This is a genomic window from Streptomyces sp. CB02366, assembly GCF_001905905.1.
Classification (GTDB): Bacteria; Actinomycetota; Actinomycetes; order Streptomycetales; family Streptomycetaceae; genus Streptomyces.
Genome location: NZ_LIVT01000002.1, coordinates 492,437 through 514,750 on the forward strand (window position 1 = coordinate 492,437; position 22,314 = coordinate 514,750).

Annotated in this window: 20 protein-coding genes and 1 tRNA gene; 12 read left to right on the plus strand and 9 right to left on the minus strand. The window is 75.6% G+C overall.

The annotated features are described in order from the left end of the window. Positions 1-278 precede the first annotated feature (278 nt). Complete coding sequence (locus AMK24_RS07640; protein WP_073766349.1) at positions 279-1,718, minus strand: sensor histidine kinase; 1,440 nt, start codon at positions 1,716-1,718, stop codon at positions 279-281. Next, positions 1,715-2,431, minus strand: a complete 717-nt coding sequence (locus AMK24_RS07645) for a response regulator transcription factor (protein WP_073766350.1) — start codon at positions 2,429-2,431, stop codon at positions 1,715-1,717. The genes AMK24_RS07640 and AMK24_RS07645 overlap by 4 nt, the downstream gene beginning before the upstream one ends. A gap of 153 nt (positions 2,432-2,584) precedes the next feature. Here AMK24_RS07645 and AMK24_RS07650 point away from each other — a divergent pair, with 153 nt between their 5' ends. Then, positions 2,585-3,193: a hypothetical protein gene (locus AMK24_RS07650; protein ID WP_073766351.1), complete on the plus strand. Its 609-nt coding sequence runs from the start codon at positions 2,585-2,587 to the stop codon at positions 3,191-3,193. A 33-nt stretch (positions 3,194-3,226) separates the two neighbouring features. Here AMK24_RS07650 and AMK24_RS07655 read toward each other — a convergent pair whose 3' ends face one another. Together AMK24_RS07655 and AMK24_RS07660 are read right to left on the minus strand one after the other, a co-directional pair. Further along, on the minus strand, positions 3,227-4,174 hold the full coding sequence (locus AMK24_RS07655) for a spermidine synthase (RefSeq protein ID WP_073766352.1): 948 nt from the start codon (positions 4,172-4,174) through the stop codon (positions 3,227-3,229). A gap of 76 nt (positions 4,175-4,250) precedes the next feature. Then, entirely contained in the window at positions 4,251-4,586 is a 336-nt protein-coding gene (locus AMK24_RS07660) for a hypothetical protein (protein WP_073766725.1), read from the minus strand. A 529-nt stretch (positions 4,587-5,115) separates the two neighbouring features. Here AMK24_RS07660 and AMK24_RS07665 point away from each other — a divergent pair. Then, entirely contained in the window at positions 5,116-6,567 is a 1,452-nt protein-coding gene (locus tag AMK24_RS07665) for a transcriptional regulator (RefSeq protein WP_073766353.1), read from the plus strand. A 6-nt stretch (positions 6,568-6,573) separates the two neighbouring features. On the opposite strand, the gene AMK24_RS07670 is transcribed toward AMK24_RS07665, so the two are convergent. Beyond that, positions 6,574-7,170: a histidine phosphatase family protein gene (locus AMK24_RS07670; protein ID WP_073766727.1), complete on the minus strand. Its 597-nt coding sequence runs from the start codon at positions 7,168-7,170 to the stop codon at positions 6,574-6,576. Here AMK24_RS07670 and AMK24_RS33650 point away from each other — a divergent pair. The 8 genes from AMK24_RS33650 (at position 7,169) to AMK24_RS07705 (ending at position 14,529) form a co-directional block, all read left to right on the plus strand. Next, positions 7,169-7,480 (plus strand): hypothetical protein, encoded by a 312-nt coding sequence (locus AMK24_RS33650; protein WP_143203695.1) that lies wholly within the window; start codon positions 7,169-7,171, stop codon positions 7,478-7,480. The two genes, AMK24_RS07670 and AMK24_RS33650, sit on opposite strands and share 2 nt — an antisense overlap. A gap of 19 nt (positions 7,481-7,499) precedes the next feature. Continuing rightward, entirely contained in the window at positions 7,500-8,612 is a 1,113-nt protein-coding gene (locus AMK24_RS07675; RefSeq protein WP_073766354.1) for a phosphatase PAP2 family protein, read from the plus strand. Between the two features lie 106 nt (positions 8,613-8,718). Beyond that, complete coding sequence (locus tag AMK24_RS07680; RefSeq protein WP_338012687.1) at positions 8,719-9,810, plus strand: hypothetical protein; 1,092 nt, start codon at positions 8,719-8,721, stop codon at positions 9,808-9,810. Further along, positions 9,801-11,459 (plus strand): hypothetical protein, encoded by a 1,659-nt coding sequence (locus AMK24_RS07685; RefSeq protein ID WP_073766729.1) that lies wholly within the window; start codon positions 9,801-9,803, stop codon positions 11,457-11,459. The genes AMK24_RS07680 and AMK24_RS07685 overlap by 10 nt, the downstream gene beginning before the upstream one ends. Positions 11,460-11,490: 31 nt before the next feature. Further along, positions 11,491-12,825, plus strand: a complete 1,335-nt coding sequence (locus AMK24_RS07690; protein ID WP_073766355.1) for an AAA domain-containing protein — start codon at positions 11,491-11,493, stop codon at positions 12,823-12,825. Positions 12,826-13,083: 258 nt separating this feature from the next. After that, the gene (locus AMK24_RS07695; protein WP_073766356.1) at positions 13,084-13,425 is read left to right on the plus strand and encodes a hypothetical protein; all 342 of its coding nucleotides are present in this window, start codon (positions 13,084-13,086) and stop codon (positions 13,423-13,425) included. Positions 13,426-13,769: 344 nt separating this feature from the next. Next, the gene (locus AMK24_RS07700) at positions 13,770-14,465 is read left to right on the plus strand and encodes a bifunctional DNA primase/polymerase (protein WP_073766357.1); all 696 of its coding nucleotides are present in this window, start codon (positions 13,770-13,772) and stop codon (positions 14,463-14,465) included. Continuing rightward, positions 14,456-14,529 (plus strand) — tRNA-Lys (locus AMK24_RS07705). Before AMK24_RS07700 ends, AMK24_RS07705 begins: the two co-directional genes overlap by 10 nt. Before the next feature lie 89 nt (positions 14,530-14,618). On the opposite strand, the gene AMK24_RS07710 is transcribed toward AMK24_RS07705, so the two are convergent. Continuing rightward, entirely contained in the window at positions 14,619-15,890 is a 1,272-nt protein-coding gene (locus tag AMK24_RS07710; protein WP_107427358.1) for a M6 family metalloprotease domain-containing protein, read from the minus strand. A gap of 354 nt (positions 15,891-16,244) precedes the next feature. Between AMK24_RS07710 and AMK24_RS07715 the strand changes: the two genes are divergently transcribed. After that, complete coding sequence (locus tag AMK24_RS07715; protein ID WP_073766358.1) at positions 16,245-18,203, plus strand: putative bifunctional diguanylate cyclase/phosphodiesterase; 1,959 nt, start codon at positions 16,245-16,247, stop codon at positions 18,201-18,203. Between the two features lie 64 nt (positions 18,204-18,267). Here AMK24_RS07715 and AMK24_RS07720 read toward each other — a convergent pair whose 3' ends face one another. Both AMK24_RS07720 and AMK24_RS07725 read right to left on the minus strand, forming a co-directional pair. Beyond that, a complete protein-coding gene (locus AMK24_RS07720) occupies positions 18,268-19,410 on the minus strand; it encodes an LLM class flavin-dependent oxidoreductase (RefSeq protein ID WP_073766359.1) in 1,143 nt (380 codons plus the stop codon). A gap of 163 nt (positions 19,411-19,573) precedes the next feature. Continuing rightward, positions 19,574-20,338, minus strand: coding sequence for a maleate cis-trans isomerase family protein (locus AMK24_RS07725; RefSeq protein ID WP_073766360.1), 765 nt, complete (start codon positions 20,336-20,338; stop codon positions 19,574-19,576). Between the two features lie 351 nt (positions 20,339-20,689). On the opposite strand from AMK24_RS07725, the gene AMK24_RS07730 reads away from it, so the two are divergent. Then, positions 20,690-21,739 carry a D-2-hydroxyacid dehydrogenase gene (locus AMK24_RS07730; RefSeq protein ID WP_073766361.1) on the plus strand — a complete coding sequence of 350 codons (1,050 nt, stop codon included), beginning with the start codon at positions 20,690-20,692 and terminating at the stop codon, positions 21,737-21,739. Here the strand turns inward: AMK24_RS07730 and AMK24_RS07735 are convergent. Next, entirely contained in the window at positions 21,729-22,193 is a 465-nt protein-coding gene (locus AMK24_RS07735; RefSeq protein WP_338012684.1) for a hypothetical protein, read from the minus strand. The two genes, AMK24_RS07730 and AMK24_RS07735, sit on opposite strands and share 11 nt — an antisense overlap. Between the last annotated feature and the right edge of the window lie 121 nt (positions 22,194-22,314).

The following is a 22,314-nucleotide window of genomic DNA, read 5'->3' on the forward strand; positions in this document are numbered from 1 at the left end:
GGGCCGACGTGGGGGTTCCCCGGGGGAGGTGGGGTTCGACGACTTCCCGGGGTTGCTACGAGGAGCACGCTAGCGGTTGCGCAACGGGCGAAGCGGGCGATACGGACAGCGGGTGCTGTTCTTAGGGTGCGCTTAAGGGACGCATCGGAGCGGGTTAATGAAGCGGTCGGCGGGGTGAGTGGGAGCAGGGCCGGGAAGGCCGCTGGAGCAGGTCGAGGGGCGGGGCCCGGGGGCGGGAGTTCTGGGGCGAGGCCCTCCGGGCAGGGCCCTCGGACGGGTCAGGGCAGGGGGCGGGGGGCTGGACCGGTGGCGGCCCGGGACTCCCGGCGCCGCCGCCAGCCGATGCGGCGGCCGACCCGGCGGCCGTGGCCACGCCGGTCGCGTTCGGGGACGCCGCCGTGCAGACCGATCCAGATCCGGATCTCCGTGCCGCCGAGGACGGACCGGCCGATGCGCAGGTCGCCGCCGGTGGACTCGGCGACCCGGCGCACGATGTCCAGGCCGAGGCCGGTGGAGCCGACGGCCCCGCCCGCCCCGGCGCGCCCGCTGCCGCCCCGCGCGAGGGCGGCCTTGGGGTCGGCGATGCCCGGACCGGCGTCGGAGACCAGGACGATGACCGCGTCGCCGCTGTGGTGGACGTCGACGGCGAAGGCGGTGCCCGCGGGGGTGTGGCGGAAGACGTTCCCGAGCAACGCGTCGAGCGCGGCGGCCAGTTCGGCCCGGGCTACGGGGATGCGGGCCGTACGGCCGATCCCCGCCACCCGCGTCTCGCGGCCCTCGTCCTCCGCGAGCGCCGACCAGAAGCCCATGCGTTCGCGGATCACCTCGGAGGCGTCGCACCCCGCCTCCACCGGCGGCCCCTGGTTCTGCGGGCGCTGTTCGCGGGCCGTGCGGATGATCGTGTCGACCTCGTGCTCCAACTGCCGGACCGCCGCCCGGGTCTGCTCGGCCGCCGGGCCCTCCCCGAGGGAGGCGGCGTTCAGCCGGAGCACGGTGAGCGGGGTGCGCAGACGGTGCGAGAGGTCGGCGGCCAACTCCCGCTCGTTGGCGAGCAACTGAACGACCTGGTCGGCCATGGAGTTGAACGCGACCGCCGCGGAACGCAGTTCGGCGGGCCCTTCCTCGGGAACCCGGGCGGCGAGCTTCCCCTCCCCCAGCTCCTGGGCGGCGCCCGCGAGGCGTTGGGCGGGCCGCACCATCCGCACGCCGAGCCGGTCCGCGACCGCGACGGAGCCGACGATCAGCGCGACGCCGACGCCCGCCAGCATCAGCCAGGCGGTGGTGACCCCCTTGGCGACCTCTCCGTCGGGGACGTGGACCTCGACGACGGCGATCTCCCCGGTGCCGAGCGCGGTCGGCTGCAGAAGCGCGAACCCGCCGTCGACCTCGGCGACGGAGGCCCGCCCGGCCTTGCGCACGGCCTCCACGGCCTCAGGTGCGGCACGTCCGGTTCCGATGTCCAACGGGCCCGTCGCGGTGGGGACGTGGACGGCGAGGCGCCCCCGGTCGCCCGGTTCGGTGGACAGGACGGCCCGGGTCAGTTCCGCGCGGTCGGTGGTGATGGAAAGGGTCGGGCCGATCGTCGCGGCCTGGCGTTCGGCGTCCGAGAACGCCCGGTCGCCGGCCATCTCCCGGATGACGACGCCGAGCGGTACGGCGAAGGCGATGACGACCATGGCCGTGACCGCCAGGCAGACCTTGACCAGGGCCCATCTCATGCGGGCGGCTCCGCGGCCGGGGCGTCGGCGGGCGGCTGGAGCTTCACGCCGACGCCGCGCAGGGTGTGCAGATAGCGCGGCCGGGCGGCCGTCTCGCCGAGTTTGCGGCGCAGCCAGGAGAGATGGACGTCGATGGTCTGGTCGTCGCCGTAGGACTGCTGCCAGACCTCGGCCAGCAGTTCCTTGCGGGCGACGACCACGCCGGGCCGCCCGGCGAGGAAGGCGAGCAGGTCGAACTCCCTGCGGGTCAGGTCGAGTCCGGCGCCGTCCAGTTCGGCGATGCGGCGCAGCGGATCGATGGAGAGGCCGCCGACGCGGAGCACACCGGGCGGCGGGGCCTCGGCCCCGGCGGCGCGGGAGCGGCGCAGGACTGCGGCGATCCGTGCGGAGAGGTGATCCACGGAGAACGGTTTCGTCAGGTAGTCGTCGGCCCCGTCGTTGAGCAGCCGGACGATCTCGCTCTCGTCGTCCCGCGCGGTCGCGATGATCACGGGCACATCGGTGATGGAGCGCAGCATCTTCAGCGCCTCGCCGCCGTCCAGGTCGGGCAGCCCGAGATCGAGGATGACCACGTCGAAGCGGAAGTGCGCGACCTCGCGCAGCGCTTCCAGCGCGGTGCCCACGCTGCGTACCGTGTGGGATGCCTCGCTGAGGTGCCGGATCAGAGCGGAACGCACGAACTGGTCGTCCTCGACCACGAGCACACTTGCCATGGGCGGCACCGTACGCCATGGCGGCGGGCCCGGTCCCGGCCCCGCCGCAATCCTCCGCAAAGGCCGGAGAAGGGCGTGTACGGGGGGACGTTGCCCCCGTCGAGTGCCGTACGGGGAGGGCGGCGGCGGTCCGGGTGGTGCAGGATGTGCCCGATGCGACGAGGACTCGTACACGTGCTGGCGTGGACGCTCGCCACCGGGGCGGCGGTCACGCTCTCGTGGTGGGGCGTGCACACGGTCATGTCGGGGACGCTCTACGACCGGCCCCGGACCGTGCCGGTCTCGGTGGGCCCGGGGGCTCCCCCGCGCCTCGGGCAGGGAGGCGGCCTACCGCTCGCCTCCTCGACGCACCGGCCGTCGCCCTCTCCCACCGGATCACCGCGCTCCGGCGGCGTGCGGCCCTCGGCGTCCGCCCCGCGCCCCGCCCGTACGCCGCCGGCCGCCCCGACGGCGCCGTCCGCGCGGACCGGGGCGACCGGAACCGCCGGGGCGTCCGGGTCGGCCGGGTCGGCCGGGTCCTCGGCCTCGGGCGAGGTGAAGGGCTACCGGACGGACGGCGGCCGGGTGGTGTTCGAGCTGGGCAGGAGGTCGGCGAAACTCGTCTCCGCGACCCCGGAGCCGGGCTGGTCGATGCAGGTGTGGACCAACGACGCCTGGATCCGGGTGGACTTCAGCGACGGGGGCGGCGAGGACGGGACGACGTACTCGGTGTTCTGCACCTGGAACGGGACGCCGCCGACGGTGCAGGTCGTCGAACCGTGAGGCCCGGCGGGCCGGCCGGGGGCCCGCACGGGGTCAGGGGTTCTCGAAGACGGACGGCGGGGGCGCGGGCGAGGGCTTGGCCGCCGCGTCGGCGACGACGGCCGCGCCGCCGGTGAAGTCGGTGAGCGCGCGGCCGTGTTCGACGCGGCCGGGGTGCGGGTCGGTCGCCACCCGCCGGGTGAACTCCGCGACCGGGAGCGGCAGGGCGGAGGCGAGCAGCACCGCGTTGCCGAAGCGGCGGCCCCGCCACACCACCGGGTCGGCGGCGAGCGCCAGTTCGGGGAAGACGGCGGCGGCGGTGGCCACCTGGCCGCGCAGGTGGGCGAGCGGGGGACCGTCCGCGAGGTTGGCCGCGTACCGGCCGGAGGGCTTGAGCACCCGGCGCACCTCGGCGAGGAACTCGGCGGAGGTGAGGTGGGCGGGGGTGCGGGCTCCGTCGAACACGTCCGCGACGATCAGGTCCGCCCAGTCGTCCGGGAACTTGCCGAGCCCTTCGCGGGCGTCCGCCGCCCGGACCCGGACGCGGGCCTGGGGGTCCAGCGGGAGGTGGTCGCGGACGAGCTGGACGAGGGGCGCGTCGAGTTCGACGATCTGCTGGGTGGAGCGGGGGCGGGTGGCGGCGGTGTAGCGGGCGAGGGTGAACGCGCCGCCGCCCAGGTGCAGGACGTGCAGGGGCTGCGAGGGGGGCGCGGCGAGGTCGATGACGTGGCCGATGCGGCGCTGGTAGGCGAACGAGAGGTGCGCGGGGTCGTCGAGGTCCACGTGGGACTGCGGGGCCCCGTCGATCAGGAGCGTCCAGCCGCGGGGGCGCTCCCGGTCGGGTATGAGCTCGGCGACCCCTCCGCCGACCGGCCGGGAAACCGGCTCGCGCTCGGCCCGGCCGCCGCTCCGGCGCCCCTGCGCCTTCGCGCCCGCACCCTTGGCCGCGGTCCTGTCCTTGGCCGCGGCCTTGCCCCCGCCCTGTCCTCCTCGACGTGCCACGTTCGCTGGTCCTTGCTGGTGGGGGCCCGGTTCGCCGGCCTCGCGGAGGTGTCCGGCCGGTGTGCCCATTATGGGCTCAGCAGCAGTTGTCGGCCGCCTCGATGATCCGGGCGGCCTGGTGGAGGGCGGCGCGCAGCACGGCCGGATCGGTGACCGGGGCGTCCTGGGCGGGCGGCAGCAGCCAGCCGGAGCCGGAGACGGGCGGCACGAGGGGGAGGCGCAGCCCGCGCCCGTCGGTCCGCGTACAGGCGCTGCCGGGTACGTCCCAGCCCTCGGCGGTCCCCGGCGGGACGAGGAAACCGAGGGTGTCGCAGGCCCCGTCGTGCAGGACCGGTCCGACCGCCTCCTGGTCCCGTCCGCGCCGCAGGATGTCGACGGCTTCCAGGCCCTGCCGGGCCGGGACCGTGACCAGGTCGCAGGAGGGGCCGCCCTGGGCCGGGGCCTCGGGGGCCGCCGGGGCCCGGGGCCGTTCCGGGGCCGGCGGGAGGTACCGGGGCGCCGGACGGTCCGGGGCCGCAGCGGAGGGGTTCAGGGGCGCCGGGGGCCGGTGATGCGCCAGGGGTTCCGGAGGCCCGGGAGCCGCCGGGGGCTGGGAGGCCACTGGGGGCTTGGGGGTCACCGGGGGCTCGGGGGTCACCGGTTGCGTCGCGGTCGTCCGTGAGCTGGTCTCCCCGCCGAGGTGCAACAAGGGAACCCCTCCTCTCATCGCCGAACGGAGCCACACTCCGTCTCCACGGAGACCAACGCCCGGGAAGCGTCAAGGGCTACGGTCCGACACCGCCGCAAAGGGTGGCAGTTCATGGCGGTTCAGGGTCGGTATGCCCCTTTTCGCAACGAAACGCTGTGTGTGCGTCTCGTCACAGCAGGTACGTTCATGCTCCGCCGGGGCACCGGGGACACCGGGTAGCACGCTCCCCGGCCGCACCAGAGAGGGACCGGTCATGGCGTCGACAGCGGCAGTTCCCAACCTCGCCTTCCGTCAGCTGCGCGGACCGCGCTCCGCCGGGGAGTTCGCGGCGGCGGTCCGCAGAGCGGCGCGGGAGATCGGGGAGCAGGTCGCGTGCGACGCCCGGTACATCGGACGGGTGGAGTCCGGGGAGATCCGCTGCCCCAACTACGCCTACGAACGCGTCTTCCTGCACATGTTCCCCGGTCTGTCCCTGACCGACCTGGGGTTCTCGGCACGCGAGACCGTACGGGGGCGGGGCGCCCGGATCGCGTCCGACCCCCAGCCCCCGGCCGGCCACGCGGCGCACTCCCCGCCCGCACGCCCCGGCCGCGCCCCCGGCCCCGATGACGTCCCCGGCGTCCCCGACATCCACGACATCCCCGAGGAGAGCGACGTGCTGCGTCGCGTGTTCATGACGAGCGGCACCGCCACGGTGGCCGCCGCTTCCCTGGGCTTCGGCCAGGCGCACGCCTCCGCCGCCCGGGTCTCCGTGCCCGCGCAGCGCCGGGTCGGCGAGGCGGAGGTGAGCGCCGTCGAGGAAGCCGTACGGCAGATCCGGCTGCTGGACGACCGGCGCGGCGCGGACGGGCTCTACCGGCGGGCCGCCCGCCCGCTGCGCGCGGCCTACGAACTGCTGGACGCCGGGACCACCGCACGACAGGCCACTTCGGACCGGCTGCACGCGGGCGCGGGCGAGCTGGCCATCTCGGTGGGGTGGCTGGCCCACGACTCGGGGCGGCTCGACGACGCCCGCTCGCACTACGCGGAGGCGTTGGCCACGGCGCGGCTGGCGGGGGACGCGGGGCTGGAGGCGCACGCGTTCTGCAACACCTCGTTCCTGGCCCGGGACGCGGGCCGGCCGAGGGAGGCGGTCCGGGCGGCGGAGGCCGGGCTGCGGGCGGCCCGCACCCTGGGGTCGCCCCGGCTGGTGGCGCTGCTGGCACTGCGGGAGGCGGGGGGCAGGGCGGGGCTCGGGGACCGCGCGGGGTGCGACCGGGCGATCGGGCGGGCCCGGTCGGCGTTCGAGCAGGGCCCGGCGGCGGGCGATCCGGAGTGGATGAGCTTCTTCCGGGAGGCGGAGCTGGAGCTGCTGGAGGCGCAGTGCTGGTCGGCGCTGGGCGACTGGTCCCGGGCGGCACGGCACGGGCGGCGGGCGACGGTGCTCCAGGACGCCCACTTCACCCGGAACCTCGCGCTGTACCGGGCGCAGCTCACGGCGGACCTGGCGCGGGCGGGCCGGGTGGACGAGGCGGCGGCGACGGGCCACCAGGTGCTGGACCTGCTGGACCGGGTGCGGTCGTCGCGGATCCGGAGGATGCTGGCGGGGGCGGCGCGGGTGCTGGAGCCCCGGGCCGGAGCGGCGGAGGTGGCGGCCTTCCTGACCCGCCACGCGACGCTCCCCGGCGAGTCGGACGGGCCGGGCCGGGCCGGCGCGGAGGGCTGACCCCCGCTACCGGTCCAGGTGGCCCGTGTCGTTCCAGCGTTCCAGCGCCGGCATCCCGTAGGCCCACCCCAGCACCGACAGCGATGTCGGCTCCAGCCGCACCCGCGCGCCGAAGGACAGGTCCTCGCCCAGCCATCGCGCCCCCAGCGCCCGCAGGATGTGGCCGTGGGCGAAGACCAGGACGTCCCGGTCCGCCGACCGCGCCCAGGCGACGATCTCGTCCGCGCGGGCCGTGACGTCGGCGACGGACTCGCCGCCGGGAACCCCGTCGCGCCAGATCAGCCAGTCGGGCCGGTCCGCCTTGATCTGGGCGGGGGTCAGCCCCTCGTACGCCCCGTAGTCCCACTCCATCAGCGCGTCCCACGGCTCGGCCCGCTCCCCGAACCCGGCGAGTCGGCAGGTCTCGGCGGCCCGGACCAGGGGGCTGGTGCGGACCTCGACCCCGGGCAGCCCGCCCCACGGCGCCCGGTGCAGCCGCTCGCCGAGCAGCACGGCGCCCTCGCGCCCCGTGTCCAGGAGCGGAATGTCCGTCCTGCCGGTGTGGTTGCCCTGGACCGACCACTGGGTCTGGCCGTGCCGGGCGAGCAGGATGCGCGGTGCCATGAAGGCTCTCCCTGGAACGCTGGTGCTGGTGCTGGTGCTGGTGCTGGTGCTGGTGCTGGTGCTGGTGCTGGTGCTGGTGCTGGTGCTGGTGCTGGTGCTGGTGCTGGTGCTGGTGGGACCTTCCATCATCCCGTACCGGATCGGGGGGCAACCTGCCGGGCCCGGCCGGCGTCCCTCCCTGCGCGGCGCCCGGGCAGGGAGGGACCGGTCCCGGTGGGACCGCCGCTTCCGGGGTATCCGCAAGGGGCCCCCGGTGGAGACGGGGGCACGGCGCCACCGTACGGTTGAACGTTCGCCGTCGGCCGCATGACCATGGGGAGAGCTATCGGATGCCGCACGCCCTCGCGCAGCCCGCGACCGGTCATCGGCCCCGCTGGTGGACCGAGCTGCCACTGATCGCGGTGGTCTACGCGCTGTACTCGGCGGGGCGGCTCCTGGTCCGCGGCGACGTGACGACGGCGGTCGACCACGGCCTGGCGATCCTCCGCCTCGAACAGGCGCTGCACCTCAACGCCGAACATCCGCTGAACCGTCTCTTCACCACCACCCCCGCCCTCGGGATACCCGCCGACTTCGCGTACGCCTCCCTGCATTACGCGGTCACCCCGGCCGTCCTCATATGGATGTTCCGGCGGCGGTCGGCCCTGTACCGGTCGGCCCGGATCTGGCTGATGAACTCCACGCTCCTGGGGCTGGTCGGCTTCTCGCTGATGCCGACCTGCCCGCCCCGGCTGCTGGACGCGAGCCACGGCTTCGTCGACACGATGGCGCAGTACAGCGCGTACGGCTGGTGGGGCGCGGGGGCGAGCGCCCCGCGCGGGCTGAGCGGGATGACCAACCAGTACGCGGCGATGCCCAGCCTGCACGTCGGCTGGTCGCTCTGGTGCGGAATCCTGCTGTGGCGCCACGGCCGCCACCCCCTCGTACGGGTGGCGGGCATCGCCTATCCGCTGCTCACCACGCTCATCGTGATGGGCACCGCCAACCACTACTTCCTGGACGCCGTCGCGGGCGCGGCGGTGATGGGGGCCGGGGCCCTGCTGGTCAAACCCGTGACGCGGTGGGCCGATGGGGCCAAGGCCTGGGGCGCGGCCCGGGCCACCGGACCGGCCGCCGTCCTGTTCACCGGCGGGACCGGGAGCGGGTCCGCGGACGGGCCCGGGAGCGGGACCGGGAGCGGGACCGGGAGCGGGTCCGCAGACGGGGCGGGAGACAGAGCGGCGGAGGGATCCGAGGGCGGCCGCCAACGGCCCGCCCCCGGTGCCGTATCCGCGGCCGCGCCCCCGAATGTCAGTACAGGATGCGAGACTTCCCCGGGTGAGCGCATCCCCGGCCAGCGGACCACCTCCGCAGATCCCCCCGGCACGGCACTCGACGGCGCGTCAGCCGGCGACGCCGGCCCCGCGGCCACCAGCGACGACGCTCCGGCAGCGGCTCGCTGAGCTGCGCGGCCCGTCCGTCGCACCGCATCCGCTCGACGCGAGAGCCCTCGCCGCCCTCGCCGCCAACCCCGGCTGCAAGCGGCGGGCCCTGCTCGACGGCGCGGGGGTGGACAAGGGCGTGCTGGCCACCGCGCTCGGCTCCCCCGCCCCCTTCGGGCAGTCCCAGTTCGCCTTCATGCGGGGCAACGCGTTCGAGGCGAAGGTCAAGGCGGACGGCGGCGCCGAGCTGCTGCGGCTGCTGTACGAGCGGCTCGGCGGCGGCGCGCCCCCTCCGGCCGGGGACGCCGCCACGCCGGATCTGAGCGCCGCCGGACCCGAGGGCCGCGCCGCGCGCACCGCCCTCGCCCTGCGGGAGGCGACCGCGGCGGGCGGCTGGGCCCTGCTGGACCACCCGATGCTGGCCCTGGAGGTGGCGGGCTCCCCCGCCTATCTGGAGCCCGACGCGGTCGTGGTGCACCCGGACGGGCGGTGGACGGTGGTCGAGATCAAGTCGTTCCCCATGATCGACGCGTCGGCCGACGCGTCGAAGGTCGGCGCCGCCGCCCGGCAGGCCGCCGTCTACGTGCTGGCGCTGGAGCGGGTCGCCGCGGTGACCGAGGGCGCGGAGGTCGGGCACCGGGTGCTGCTGGTCTGCCCCAAGGACTTCTCCAACCTGCCGACCGCCTCCGTCGTGGACGTACGCAAGCAGCGCGCGGTGACCCGTCGCCAGCTGACCCGGCTGACCCGGATCGAGGACATCGCGGCGGAGCTGCCGCAGGGGACGACCTTCGATCCGGCGTGCGCTCCCGAGGAGTTGGACGCCGCCGTGGCCGCGGTGCCGCCGGCGTACGCCCCGGAGTGCCTGTCCGCCTGCGAGCTGGCCTTCCACTGCCGGGCGAAGTCCCGCGCCGAGGGCGGGGTGGAGGCGCTGGGCCGCGGTGTCCGGGGGGAGTTGGGCGGGCTGACCACGGTGGCCGAGGTGCTGGCCGCCGCCGCGGGCAAGGAGGGTGATCCCGCCGACCCCACGGTCGCCGCGCTCCGCCGGGCCGCCGCCCTGCGCGCCGAGGCCCTGGAGAGCGCCGCCGCCCTGTGCGCCGGGGCCGGGGCGTGGGAAGCGGCTCCCCTCTCGGGGGACGGCGCGGACCGCGGAGCGTCGAAGGCCGGGGGCGCGGCCGGCCCGGTCCCCGGGGCGTCCGAGGAGGCGGGACCGTGTCGCTGATCACCACCCTGGCCCGGCTGGAGGCCGTCGACTCGGGTCGCGCCCAGCCGTTGGCGACCGTGCGCCACCGCCACCTCGCCGACCGGCCGCTCGTGCTGGTGCCGCTGACCACCGCCGGCGAGGCCGGGGCCCCGCTCGGGGCGCTGGTCGGCACGGACCGCGAGGCGCCCCGGCTGCTGGCCGTGGCCCAGCCGCGCGACCGGGACCTGCGGTTCGCGTTCCTGGCCGAGTTGGCGGAGGCGGTCCTGCCGCACATCGAGGCGTACACGGACGTCGTCGAGCCCGCCGAGCGCAGCGAGACGGACCCGGCGACCGGCAAGAGGACCAAGGTCGAGGTCGAACTGTGCACGGACGCCGCCCAGCTGATCGTGCCGAGCAGGGCGGGCGTCGAGTTCGTCCGGCTGCTGGGCCGGTCGATGCGGTTCCGCCGCACCGCCGAGGAGGACCCGGACGCCCCGTATCCGGCCCCGGCGCGGGTGCCGCTGCTCGGCCGCTGGCTGACGCACTACGGGGAGCGGGCCCGGGTGCCCGGCTCCTCCCTGCTGCTGGCCGCGACGGATCTGCTGAACCGGCACTGGGCGACCGGGCAGAGCAGCCTGGAGGACCAGCACCTGGGCGCGCTGCTGTCCTGGATCGACCCGCCGGCCGGCTCCTCGGGGGCGGAGGCCGCGCTGCGGGCGGAGCTGGCCCGGGACGGGGAGGGCCAGTTGCTGTGCCCGCCGGCCGGTCCGGCGACCGACCCGGACTTCGACAACCGCCTGCTCGCCCCGGCGATCGAGCGGTACGACCGGGCCCGGACGGCGTTCGCCTCCGCTGAGGACGGGCTGGCCGCCGATGCCCGTCTGGCCGAACTGAGCGGCGCCGAGCGGCAGATCCGTTCGCTGCTGGCACGGGTGATGCTGCCGACCTGGGACGCGGTGTGGCGGGGTCTCGACCTGCTGCGGGAGCTGCCCGAGGGGGACCGGGCCGAGGACCGCTGGTCCCGGGACCGGTGGTCGTTCACCGGCCACCGCGACCGGGTGCGCTCGGGCGAGCCGCCGCAGCCGCGCCGCGACGACGCGGTGACGGCGGCCCAGAAGCTGGCGTCCCGGGAGACCGCCCAGGCGCAGTTGGAGGCGCAGGAGGCCCTGGACGATCCGCTGGTGCTGGCGGGGCGGCGGCTGGCGGGCGAGGCGTTCCTCGCCACGGTGACCGGGGTGGAGATGGCGTACACCGAGTCCAAGCGGCCCTCCCCGCGCCCGCTGGTCACGGTCCGCACGGACGAGCGCCCGCACCTGGCGGAGCGGACGAAGGTCTACCGCTCCCTGGACGGGAAGCCGCAGACGGCGGAGTTCGTACGGTACGCGGAGGGCGGCACGGCCGGTGCGGACGGACCCCGGGGCTCCGGGGCCGAGGGCGGCGAGGGCGGCGAGGTCCTGCTGGTGCTGCGGGTCCTGGACCGGATGGGCCGGGGCAGGGAGCCCGCGCCCGGTTCGGTGCCGGAGCCCGGGGACCGGATCGCCTGGACCCTGTTCGAGCACGACCAGCGCGGCGGGCCGAAGCTGCCGGACCCGGAGGAGACGCCGTGGACCCACGGCGGCCCGCCGGGCGCGGACGCCGCCGCGCGTGCGGAGCACCCCGACCCCGTGACCCCGGAGGACCTGCTGTGATCCCGATGTCCACCGCCCCGGAGGGACCGCTGTGACCGTCGTCTTCGATCCGGGCGCCGCGGCGGCCCGTGCGACCGGCGCGATCCTCGACGACACCCTGCACGGCGGCAGCCGGGGCGTCGTCGTGGACTCGCCCCCCGGCGCGGGCAAGTCGACGCTGGTGGTGCGGGCGGCCCTGGAACTGGCCGCCGCCGGACGTCCGCTGATGGTGATCGCGCAGACCAACGCCCAGGTCGACGACCTGGTGGTGCGGCTCGCGGAGAAGGATCCGGAGCTGCCGGTGGGTCGGCTGCACAGCAGCGACTCCGACCCGTACGACAAGGTCCTGGACGGCCTCGCCAACGTCACGAAGTCGGCGAAGGCGGCGGATCTGGCCGGGCTCGACGTGGTGATCTCGACGGCCGCCAAGTGGGCGCACGTGAAGAACGTGGAACCGTGGGGGCACGCGATCGTCGACGAGGCGTACCAGATGCGCTCGGACGCGCTGCTGGCGGTGGCCGGGCTGTTCGAGCGGGCGCTGTTCGTCGGGGATCCGGGCCAGCTGGACCCGTTCTCGATCGTGGGCGCGGACCAGTGGGCGGGGCTGAGCTACGACCCGTCCGCGAGCGCGGTCTCCACGCTGCTCGCGCACAATCCGGAGCTGCCGCAGCACCGGCTGCCGGTCTCCTGGCGGCTCCCGGCGTCGGCGGCTCCGCTGGTGTCGGACGCGTTCTACCCGTACACGCCGTTCCGCAGCGGTACGGACCACGGGGACCGGAAGCTCTCGTTCGGGGTGGCGTCGGACGGGTCGGGGCCCGACCGGGTGCTGGACGAGGCGGCGGAGTCCGGGTGGGGGCTGCTGGAGCTGCCGGCCCGCCACACCCCGCGTACCGATCCCGAGGCCGTACGGGCGGTGGCGCTGGTGGTCCGGCGGCTGCTGGACCGGGGCGGCGTCGCGACGAGCGAGCGGGCGGACGAGCCCGTTCCGGTGACGGCGGACCGGGTCGCGGTCGGTACGGCCCACCGCGACCAGGCGGCGGCGGTGCGGGCGGCCCTCGCGGAGCTGGGCGTCACGGGGGTCGCGGTGGACACGGCGAACCGGCTCCAGGGCCGCGAGTTCGACGTCACGGTGGTGCTGCACCCGCTGTCGGGGCGGCCCGACGCGACCGCGTTCCACCTGGAGACGGGCCGGCTGTGCGTGCTGGCGTCCCGGCACCGGCACGCCTGCGTCGTGGTGTGCCGGGAGGGGGTGGCGGAGCTGCTGGACGAGCACCCGTCCACCGAGCCGGTCCAGCTGGGCGTCACGGTGAAGTTCCCGGACGGCTGGGAGGCCAACCACGCGGTACTGGCCCACCTCGCCGAGCACCGGGTCCGGTGGCGGCCCTAGGGCGTGTTTCGAGAGGAGCGTCGTCCGCCCGGAGGGCGGGCTCGGCGGCGTCCGGTGCGTGCGATCGCAAGGCGGAGGGCCGCCCCGATACCGGATGTATCGGGGCGGTCCCGACAACGCCGCGAGCGTGCGTGCCGGGCGTCGCCGAGCAGGCGGGACTTTCGAAACCCGCCCTAGCGGGGCTGTCGGGCGGGGCCTCTTGCGCGGGGCCGGACAATGGAAGGTGGCCGTCCCGGCCGCGCGAGGAAGGAACAGCACATGACAGAGTCCGAGCGGAACGAACGGCAGCGGCTGCGTCCCGCGCCGCTGCTCTTCGAGCCGTCTCAGGCCGTGGCGGATCCGGAGCACTTCTTCGACCTGGAGTCGATGGAGGACCCCGGGGAGCTGCTGGCCCGGGCGACCGAGCTGACCCAGGCGTTCCGGGTGGCGACGGACCGGTCGGTGGAGTTCCAGGCGATCGCGGCGGCGCAGCTCGCCGATCCGCGCCGGTTCGACCGGCTGACGGCCGCGGACGTCGCGCAGCGCGCGGAGTGGACCGAGGACTACGCGAAGAAGATGATCGAGTTCGGCCGCTCCCTGCTGGACTCGCCGAGGGCCTGAGCCGGGCCGCGCAAGCCCGGCCCGCCGCGCGTCCACGCCCGGACGGGAGCCGCGAGCCGGTACGGGGACGGAAGCTGCGGGCCCGCACCCGGACGGAAGCTGCGAGCCCGCGCCCGGGCAAGCCCGGTGGGCGCGTCCGCCCACGGGCCGGGGCGCGCCCCTCCTACGCGGTCCGCGGTGCCGAGGAGGCCGGTGGGGCGTGAGGGACGGGTGGGGCGGCAGCAGGCCGGAGGTCAGGGCCGGTGGCATATTCCGGCGGGCAAGATACCCCTCCCCCCGCCGCCCTGTCCCGTTTTCCGGCAACTCTCGGAATCCGGCCCGTCACTCTTGGTAGACCTTGCTCCATGAGCGCATGGCTGAAAGACGAAACGACCCTGCACACCGGTGCCGCCCCGCACCACGGCGTCGGCCTCTTCGCCCTGCTGCGGGACCAGTCCGGTTCCCAGGCCGCGCAGGTCACGGCGGCCGGCGCCGCCTGGCTGGCCGGGGCCACCCCCTACCCGCGCAGCACGCTCGCCCAGTGGGAGGAGCGGCCGACCGCGCCCGGGGTGCTCCCCTGCGGTTCCGCCTTCGACGTCGTGAACGTGCCGGCCCTGTTCGGACGGCGGATGCTGGAACGGCTCTGGGCCGAGGGGCCCGGCTCCGGACCGGTCGCCACGCACCGGGGCCGCATGCTGCTGTTCGCCGCCCCCGGGACGGCCCAGCGGCTGCCCTCGCTGCTCTCCTGGGAGGAGTGGGGGCCCGGCGGCCCCGAGGGCGCGGACGAGGCCGGGGAGCGGTGCGGCGCGATGCCGCCCCTGCTCTGCCACGGCACCGGTGACGCCGTGACCGTACCGCCGCTGACCTGCGCGTCCTCGGACGGCGGGCCGCGCTGGCTGGTCGCCCCCGACACCCGCGCCCCGTGGTTGCCGGGCCCCGACGTGCTGCTCTGGGCGTGCGTACGGGTGAGCAGGTCCCCGCTCCCCCGGGCCGGAGCCGAGACGATTTTTCCTCGGGCGGATCAGGGTGCTAATGTCTACGACGTCAGCAGGCGCCGTTAGCTCAGTTGGTTAGAGCAGCTGACTCTTAATCAGCGGGTCCGGGGTTCGAGTCCCTGACGGCGCACCGACGGAAGAAGCCCCTCGCGGAAGCGGGGGGCTTCTTCGTGTCCTGCGGGAACGTCCTGCGGGGCGTGCGCGGCAGGCGGCGCGTGCTCAGACGCCGGTGGTGATCCGGACGGTCCAGGATCCGGACGGCGTACGGTCCGCGACTTCGATACGGGTGTCCTCGCCCGGGACGGTGAAGGTCTCCCCCACCCCGAGCGGCGCGTCGGCCAGCGGCGGGTAGACCGAGCGGCCCCAGCAGGCCCCGGTCCGCGGGTGGGCGTCGATCACCTCGACGGGCCCGCCGCCGGAAGCCGTCTCGCTGCGGACGCGGTAGATTAGGATGCCCTCGGCGCAGGTGGTCCGGTCGTTCCCGGTGGCGCTGCGGGCCTCGACGGCCAGTGCGCTGCCCGAGCCGGTGCGGACGACGGCGAGCCGGGTTCCGAGCGAGCCGCCGGGCGGCGGGGCCGCCGCGACCGGTTCCAGGGTGAGGTCGGCCGTTCCCCGGACGCAGACGACCTGGCGCCCGCCGAGCCAGCCGAGCTTCCACTTGTGCCAGCCGAACAGGTCGGGGGCGAGCCCGAACTGGCTGCCCATGACGTCCCAATCGCCGACGTGGGTGTCCCAGTCGCCCTTGCCGTCGGCGGGCCGGTGGTAGAGGTCCGCCAGGTCGAAGACGTGCCCGGTCTCGTGGGCGAGGACGTTGCGGTCGGGCGGGTGCTGTTCGAAGACCGTGACGACCCGCCGGATGTCGCTGCCGTCGGCGCGCAGGGGCCGGTCGAAGTTGACGACCTTGGTGGCGTCGGAGTCGACGCCGGGGGCGTCCGGGTCGGCCACCAGGTAGACGACGTCGTACCGGGAGAAGTCCACGTCCTCGTCGGCGGCGGCGATGGCGTCGCGGAGGTAGGCGGAGCGCCGCTCGGCGTTCCAGTCGCGCTCTATGCCGTACCAGGTGGAGTCGCGCGGCATCGGCGTCCAGGTCCGCCGCAGATGCGGGCGCAGGGTGAACCGGCCGTAGCTGGCGCGTTCGAAGAAGCGGGTGGTGGCCGGGAAGTGGTCGGCGGCGAGCACCTCGGGGTCGACCCCGGGCGCGGAGTCCGGGAAGGACAGGAAGACCATCACCGCGTCGAGGCCCTCGGCGGGTTGCGGGTAGGCCGTGTTCCAGGTGTCCAGGCCGAGCGAGTGGTGCGCCGCCGTCCGGGGCAGGGCGCAGGACGCGGCGCCCCCCGCGGCGGCCACGGCGGGGCCCGCGACCAGGGACATGGCGGCGAGCGCCAGGAGGGAGACGGCGGCGGCGGCCAGACTGCGCAGGGGCGGCCGTTCCGCCCACTCGGGTCCGCGACGGGACGGCACATCGACCTCCGGGTGGGGAACACGGTCCATCCCGTCCACCCTGCGCCGCTTCGCCACGCCACGCCTTGTTGTGCTGCCCCACACGGGTCAGCGAACGAAAGCACCCCCCACGCCTTCACGGAACGTCACCAATGATCGACCCAGGTCGCTCATACAACAGATCCGCACAGAAATGACCAGGCTCGGGCAAACCGGAAGGCTGGATTACGCCCCTCGGGGGGTCTTCGCGGTGGCCCGGACCGGACGGTGAGCTGGAACGGCCGACGCGCCACCCTCTATGCTTCACCACGCTTTCCCGCGTGGAACGGGCCCTTCACGGGACCGCCACACGGTGGCCTGTCCGACCCCACCAGTTCACGACGATCTTGACAGCGGGAGCGAGCGGTGAGCGGAACCTCCGAAGGGCCGAGCGCCCCGGCAGGCACGGCCTCCGGCGTGCCCCCCGCACCGGTCACGGAGCGTCATGCGGCGACGGCGGGCCCTCCGCCCCCCGCCGCACCGCACCCGGACGCCGGACCCCCCGGCCCCGCCGCCGCGAGCGGACCGGACCCGGCCGGGGCGCCCGGCTCCGGGGAATGCTCCGCCGCGTCCGAGCTGCGCGACCATCGGGCCGCGTTCAACGCCGCCGCGCTCCCCATGGGCGTCATCGACGGCCGGGGCCACGTCGTCCGGGCCAACGACGCCCTGGGCGGGCTGCTGGGCGCGCCCGCGGCGGTCCTGACCGGACGGCAGGCGAGCGAACTGCTCGACCTCGCCTCCGACGAGCGCACCTGGCACGCCTACCGCGAGGTCCTGCTGGGCCGCCGTTCCCGGTTCCGCTGCGCCCGCCGCCTCAAACACCCGGACGGCCGGTTCCTGTGGGCCGAGATCACCGTCGTGCCGATGACCGGGGCCTCGGCCACCGAGCCCGCCCGGGTCCTGCTGACGGTCGCCGACGTCAGCGACCGGCGCGAGCTCCAGGAACGGCTGCGCCACCTCCAGATGCACGACCCGGTGACCCGGCTGCCCAACCGGACGTTGTTCTTCGAGCGCCTCGCCACGGTGCTGGAGACCCCGCCGTACCAGGACGACTCGATGCCGGCCCGCCGGCAGGCCCGGATCGGGCTCTGCTATCTGGACCTGGACGGTTTCAAGGCGATCAACGACACCCTGGGCCACCGGACCGGGGACCGGCTGCTGGCCGCCGTCGCCGCGCGGCTCACCGACTGCGCGGAGAACGACGCCTCCCGCAACGCCGGGGGCAACCGGCTGGTGGCCCGCCTGGGCGGCGACGAGTTCGCGGTCCTGGTCGAGGACTCCGCCGGCACCGAGGAGCTGACCGACCTGGCCCGGTCCGTCCTCGCCGCGCTCCAACAGCCGTTCGACCTGGCCGGGCAGCGGCTCTCGGTCTCCGCGTCGATCGGGGTGGTCGAACGGGTCGCGGCGGGCACCTCGCCCACCGGTCTGATGCAGGCCGCCGACACCACGCTGTACTGGGCGAAGGCGGACGGAAGGGCCCGCTGGACCCTGTTCGACCCCGAGCGCAACGCCCACCGCATGACCCGGCAGTCCCTCTCCTCGACGCTCCGGCCCGCCGTGGAGCGGGGCGAGTTCACGCTGGAGTACCAGCCGCTGGTCGGGATGGCGGACGGGGTGCTGCGCGGGGTCGAGGCCCTGGTGCGCTGGAACCACCCGCAGTTCGGCGTGCTGCCGCCGAATCGGTTCGTCCAGATCGCCGAGGAGGACGGGTCGATCGTGCAGCTCGGCCGGTGGATCCTGCGCACGGCGTGCCGCCAGGCGCGGCGCTGGCAACTCGACCACCCGGACGAGCCGCCCCTGTTCATCAGCGTCAACGTCGCCGTACGCCAGGTCTGGGACTCCGACCTGGTGGCGGACGTGGCGGAGATCCTGACCGAGACGGGGCTCTCCCCCGGGCTGCTCCAGCTGGAGCTGACGGAGTCGGCGGTGATGGGGTCGGGCGGCCGTCCGCTGCGGGCGCTCCAGGCGCTGAGCGACATGGGCGTGCGGATCGCCATCGACGACTTCGGGACGGGGTACTCCAACCTCGCCTACCTCAGCCGCCTGCCCGTCTCCGTACTGAAGCTGGACGGGGCGTTCGTGAAGGGCTTCCGGTACGAGGACGGCGCGCATCCCAGCCCGGCCGACGAAACGATCGTGGAGGCCATGGTGCAGCTCGCCCACCGCCTGGGCCTGACCGTCACCGCGGAGTGCGTGGAGACGGCCGGGCAGGCGGAGCGGCTGCGGCGGATCGGCTGCGACACCGGGCAGGGCTGGCTGTACTCGCGGGCCGTGGCGCCGGAGCAGATCGCCGGCCTGATCGGATCCCGGCCGCTGGAGGGCTGACCGGTCCGCCGGAGGACTGCCGGTCGGCCGGGGGACCGCCCGGCGCCGTGCCCCGCGAGAGCGCCTACGAGGCGGCCGGCAGGCCGTACGCGTCCGCGATCAGCTCGTAGCTGCGCAGCCGCGCGTCCCCGCCGTGCGCGTTGGCGGTGATCATCAGTTCGTCCGCACCGGTGCGCTTGACCAGGTCGTCCAGGCCACCCCGGACCGCTTCGGCGGTGCCGTGGACGACGTTGGCGAGCCAGCCGTCGACGAACTCCCGCTCCATCGGGGAGAAGTCGTACGCCGCCGCCTCCTCGGGGCTCGGGATCAGCCCCGGGCGGCCGGTGCGCAGCCGGACCATGGACAGCGCCCCGGTCAGCACCTGCCGGCGGGCCTCGCGTTCGTCGTCGGCGGCCAGCGCCGAGACGCCGATGAGGGCGTAGGGGGCGTCCAGCACGGCGGAGGGCCGGAAGGACTCGCGGTACAGGTCGAGCGCGGGGACGGTGTTCTGTGCCGAGAAGTGGTGCGCGAAGGCGAACGGCAGCCCGAGCGTTCCGGCCAGCCGGGCGCTGAAGCCGGAGGAGCCCAGCAGCCAGACCGGCGGCCGGTGCGCGGACTGCACACCGCCGGGGGAGGTCGCCTGGACCGGGCCCGGCACGGCGTGGATGCGGCTGTACGGGTGCCCGTCGGGGAAATCGTCGTCCAGGAAGCGGATCAGCTCCATGAGCTGCTGCGGGAAGTCGTCCGCCCCCTCGTTGAGCCGGTCGCTGCGCCGCAGGGCCGCCGCCGTCGCCCCGTCCGTCCCGGGGGCGCGGCCGAGGCCGAGGTCGATCCGGCCCGGGGCCATCGCCTCCAGGGTGCCGAACTGCTCGGCGATCACGAGGGGCGCGTGGTTGGGCAGCATCACCCCGCCGGAGCCGAGCCGGATGCGCTCGGTGCGGGCGGCGATGTGCGCCAGGATCACGGCCGGGGAGGACGAGGCGACCCCGGGCATGGAGTGGTGCTCGGCCACCCAGAAGCGGTGGTAGCCGCGGCTCTCGGTGAGCTCGGCGAGGTCCACGCTGGTGCGCAGGGCCTGGGTCGCGGTGCGGCCCTGCCCCACGGTGACCAGGTCGAGGACGGACAGCGGGACGGCGGCCGTGCCGGCCGCGGCGCCCCGGATGCCGTCGAGGCCGGCCGCGCCTCCGTTCGCCTCGCCGCTGGTCTGGTCGCCTCGGATGTCGTCCACGTGTCGGCTCTCCCGGTGCTGCTGTCGTACGTCTGCGTATCGGAGCGATACAACAGGAGGGCGGCTCCGTTTTATTCCCGCGGCCGGGCGGGAGGCGGGCCGGGGCAGGCGGGAGGCGCCCGGGCGGCTGCTGCGCGCCCGCCCCGGGGCCCTGGCCCTGCGGCTACTCGCGTACCTCGATGCCCTTCGGCTCCAGCTGCCGCAGCACCGGCTCGCGGGTGGCGAACAGGGTGCCGAGCACGGGAGCCCAGGTCCGGCGGTCGGTGAGGCGCAGCCCCTCCCAGACCGTGACCTGGTTGGCCGTGAGGACGGGCTTGCCGATCAGCTCTTCCAGCTCGGGGACGTACGCGGCGGTGTGCAGGGCGGTGTCGGGCACCAGCACCACCTCCGCGTCCGGGTGGTCCGCCTCCCGCACCAGCCGCTTCACCGCGTCCGGGCCCCAGGAACCGGCCTCGGCGGCCGAACCGGCCCCGCCGGACGCGGTCGCCACCACCTCGACGCCCGCCGACGCCAGGAACGCGGCGAAGAGGCCGGTGACGTCCTGCGGGTAGGGCGCGGCGACGGCGACCCGGGAGGCCCCCACCTCCCGCACCGCGTGGACGAAGCCGACGGAGGTGCTGGAGGCGGGCAGGCCGGCCGTCCGGGCGAGCGTGGCGATCTGCTCGTGGGCACCCTCCCAGCCCTGCCCGAAGCTGCCGCCGCTGGAGGCCCACACCAGCGCCTCGGCCCCGGCGAGCCGCAGTTCCTCGACGCCTTCGGCGAGCCGGGCGGCCTCGCCCTGCGCGCGTAGGGCGTCGGGGCGGTAGGCGTCCTCGCCGGCCCCGGTGGAGAAGAGGGGCAGCCGGATGTCGGTGTCGAGCAGGATCTCGGTCCGCGGGAAGTCGTCCTCGGCTGCGTGGCCCGGGTAGAGAAGTCCTACGGTCGTCATGTCCACCCTTCCTGTGCGTCGGCGGCTCGCCGCGCGGCGGGCGGCCCCTCGCGGGCTCGCGGCGCGGCCCTCCGGTCGGTCCGGCGGCCATGACCGCGCGACCGGTCACGCGTGCCCCGACCTGTTCCCAGTATTCCCCCGCGAGCCCGCCGGGGCGCGCGGCCGGCCCCGGTGTGCGCGGCCGTTCCCCGCGCCCCCGGGGCTCGCGGCCGGTGCTCGCGGCCGGGCCTCGTTGACGCCGGGGCGGGCTGCTGGAAGCGTGGGCGGTCGTCACGCCGGTGCGTCCGCCACGCCCGTACGCGCCTCCCGCCCGTCCACCACGTCCGTTCCGCCGCGGAGGGCCGCCCGCCGATGCCGCAACCCGTGCTGCTCGTCCTCGACGCCGACCCGTCCCCGCGGCTCGGCCGGCTGACCGGCCGGGCAGAGGTGCGGTACGCGGACGCCCGCACGCTCGCCGGGCTGCTCCCGGACGCCGACGCGCTGCTGGTGTGGGACGCCGGGTCGGACGCGGTACGGGCGGCCTGGCCGGGGCCGGGGCACCGGCCGCGCTGGGTGCACACGGCCGGTGTGGACGTGGAGCGGGTGCTCTGCCCGGAGCTGGTCGCCTCCGACACCGTGCTGACCAACGCGCGGGGCGTCTTCGAGCGCGCGGTCGCGGAGCAGGTGGCGGGGCTGGTGCTCGCCTTCGCCCAGGACCTCCCCGGCGCTCTGGAGCTCCAGCGGCAGCGCAACAGCCGCCCCCGCAGGGGCCGTCAGGTCGCCGGGACGCGAGCGGTGGTGGTCGGCGCCGGTCCCGTCGGCCGGGAGATCACCCGCCTGCTCCACGGGCTGGGGGTGACCGTCGCCCTGGTGGGGCGGACCGCCCGGCGCACCGTCCACGGGGTGGCGGACCTGGACCCGCTGGCGGCGCGGGCGGACTGGGTGGTCGGGGCCGTCCCGCTGACCGGGGGGACACGCGGGATGTTCGACCGCCGTTTCTTCGGTCTGCTCCAGCCCTCGGCGCACTTCGTCCACGTGGGGCGCGCGGCGTGCGTGGTGCGGGCCGATCTGGCGGACGCGCTGGAGCGCCGCTGGTTCGCGGGCGCGGCGCTCGACGTGTCCGAGGACGAACCGCCGGGCGGCGAGGACCCGTGGTGGGACGTGCCGGGGCTGCTGGTCGCGCCGCGCCCGAGCGGGGACGCGGCGGGGTGGCGCGACCGGCTGAGCGAGCGGTTCGTCGCCCTGTACGAACGGTGGGAGCGGGGCGAGCCGTTGCCGGACGCGGTCGACAAGGAACGCGGCTACGTCCCCTCCCCCGACCTCTCCGGGGGCTCCGGCAGCCCCCTGGCCCTCCCCCCTCCCCCGCCGGGCGGCCCGATCGCCCCGCCGGACGGTCCGGGCGCCCCGCCGGTCAGCGGGTGAGCGGCGCGGCGCGGGTGATGAACGCCTCGATCGCCTCCCCCGCCCCGACGTGCAGCGCGTCGTGCCCCTCCTGGTCCCGGGCGGTCGAGATGTCCCGGACGCGCTCGTACGCCAGCTCGGCGGCGCGGACCGCCTCCGGGTCGTCGGTGAGGAGTTTGACCCGGTAGAGCGTCTGCCGGGCGGCGGTCCGCAGCCGGTGGGCCTCGTCGCGCGCCTCGACGAACGCCTCCGCTCCGCCCCCCCTGCCCCCTGCGGTACCAGCGGCCCGCCTGCCCGTGCCGGTACTCCTCCGCCGCCGCGGCGAACGCGCTGTAGGCGGCGGTGCGTTCCTGCCGCAGCGCCTCCGAGCGCGCGAACCGTTCGGTGCGCGCGGCGGCCAGCCGCTGGAAGAGATGCGTGACCACGGCCCCCAGGAGCGTGCCCCCGACCGCCACGACGCTTGCCCATATCGCAACCATGGCGCCAGCTGATCACAGAAGTGGCTGATGCGGAGTCATGAACGGGCGTGCCGGGGGAACACGGACCGCGCATCCCCGGTCGCCCGCCCCGCGCTCCGGGCACGGGAAGGTCACCTT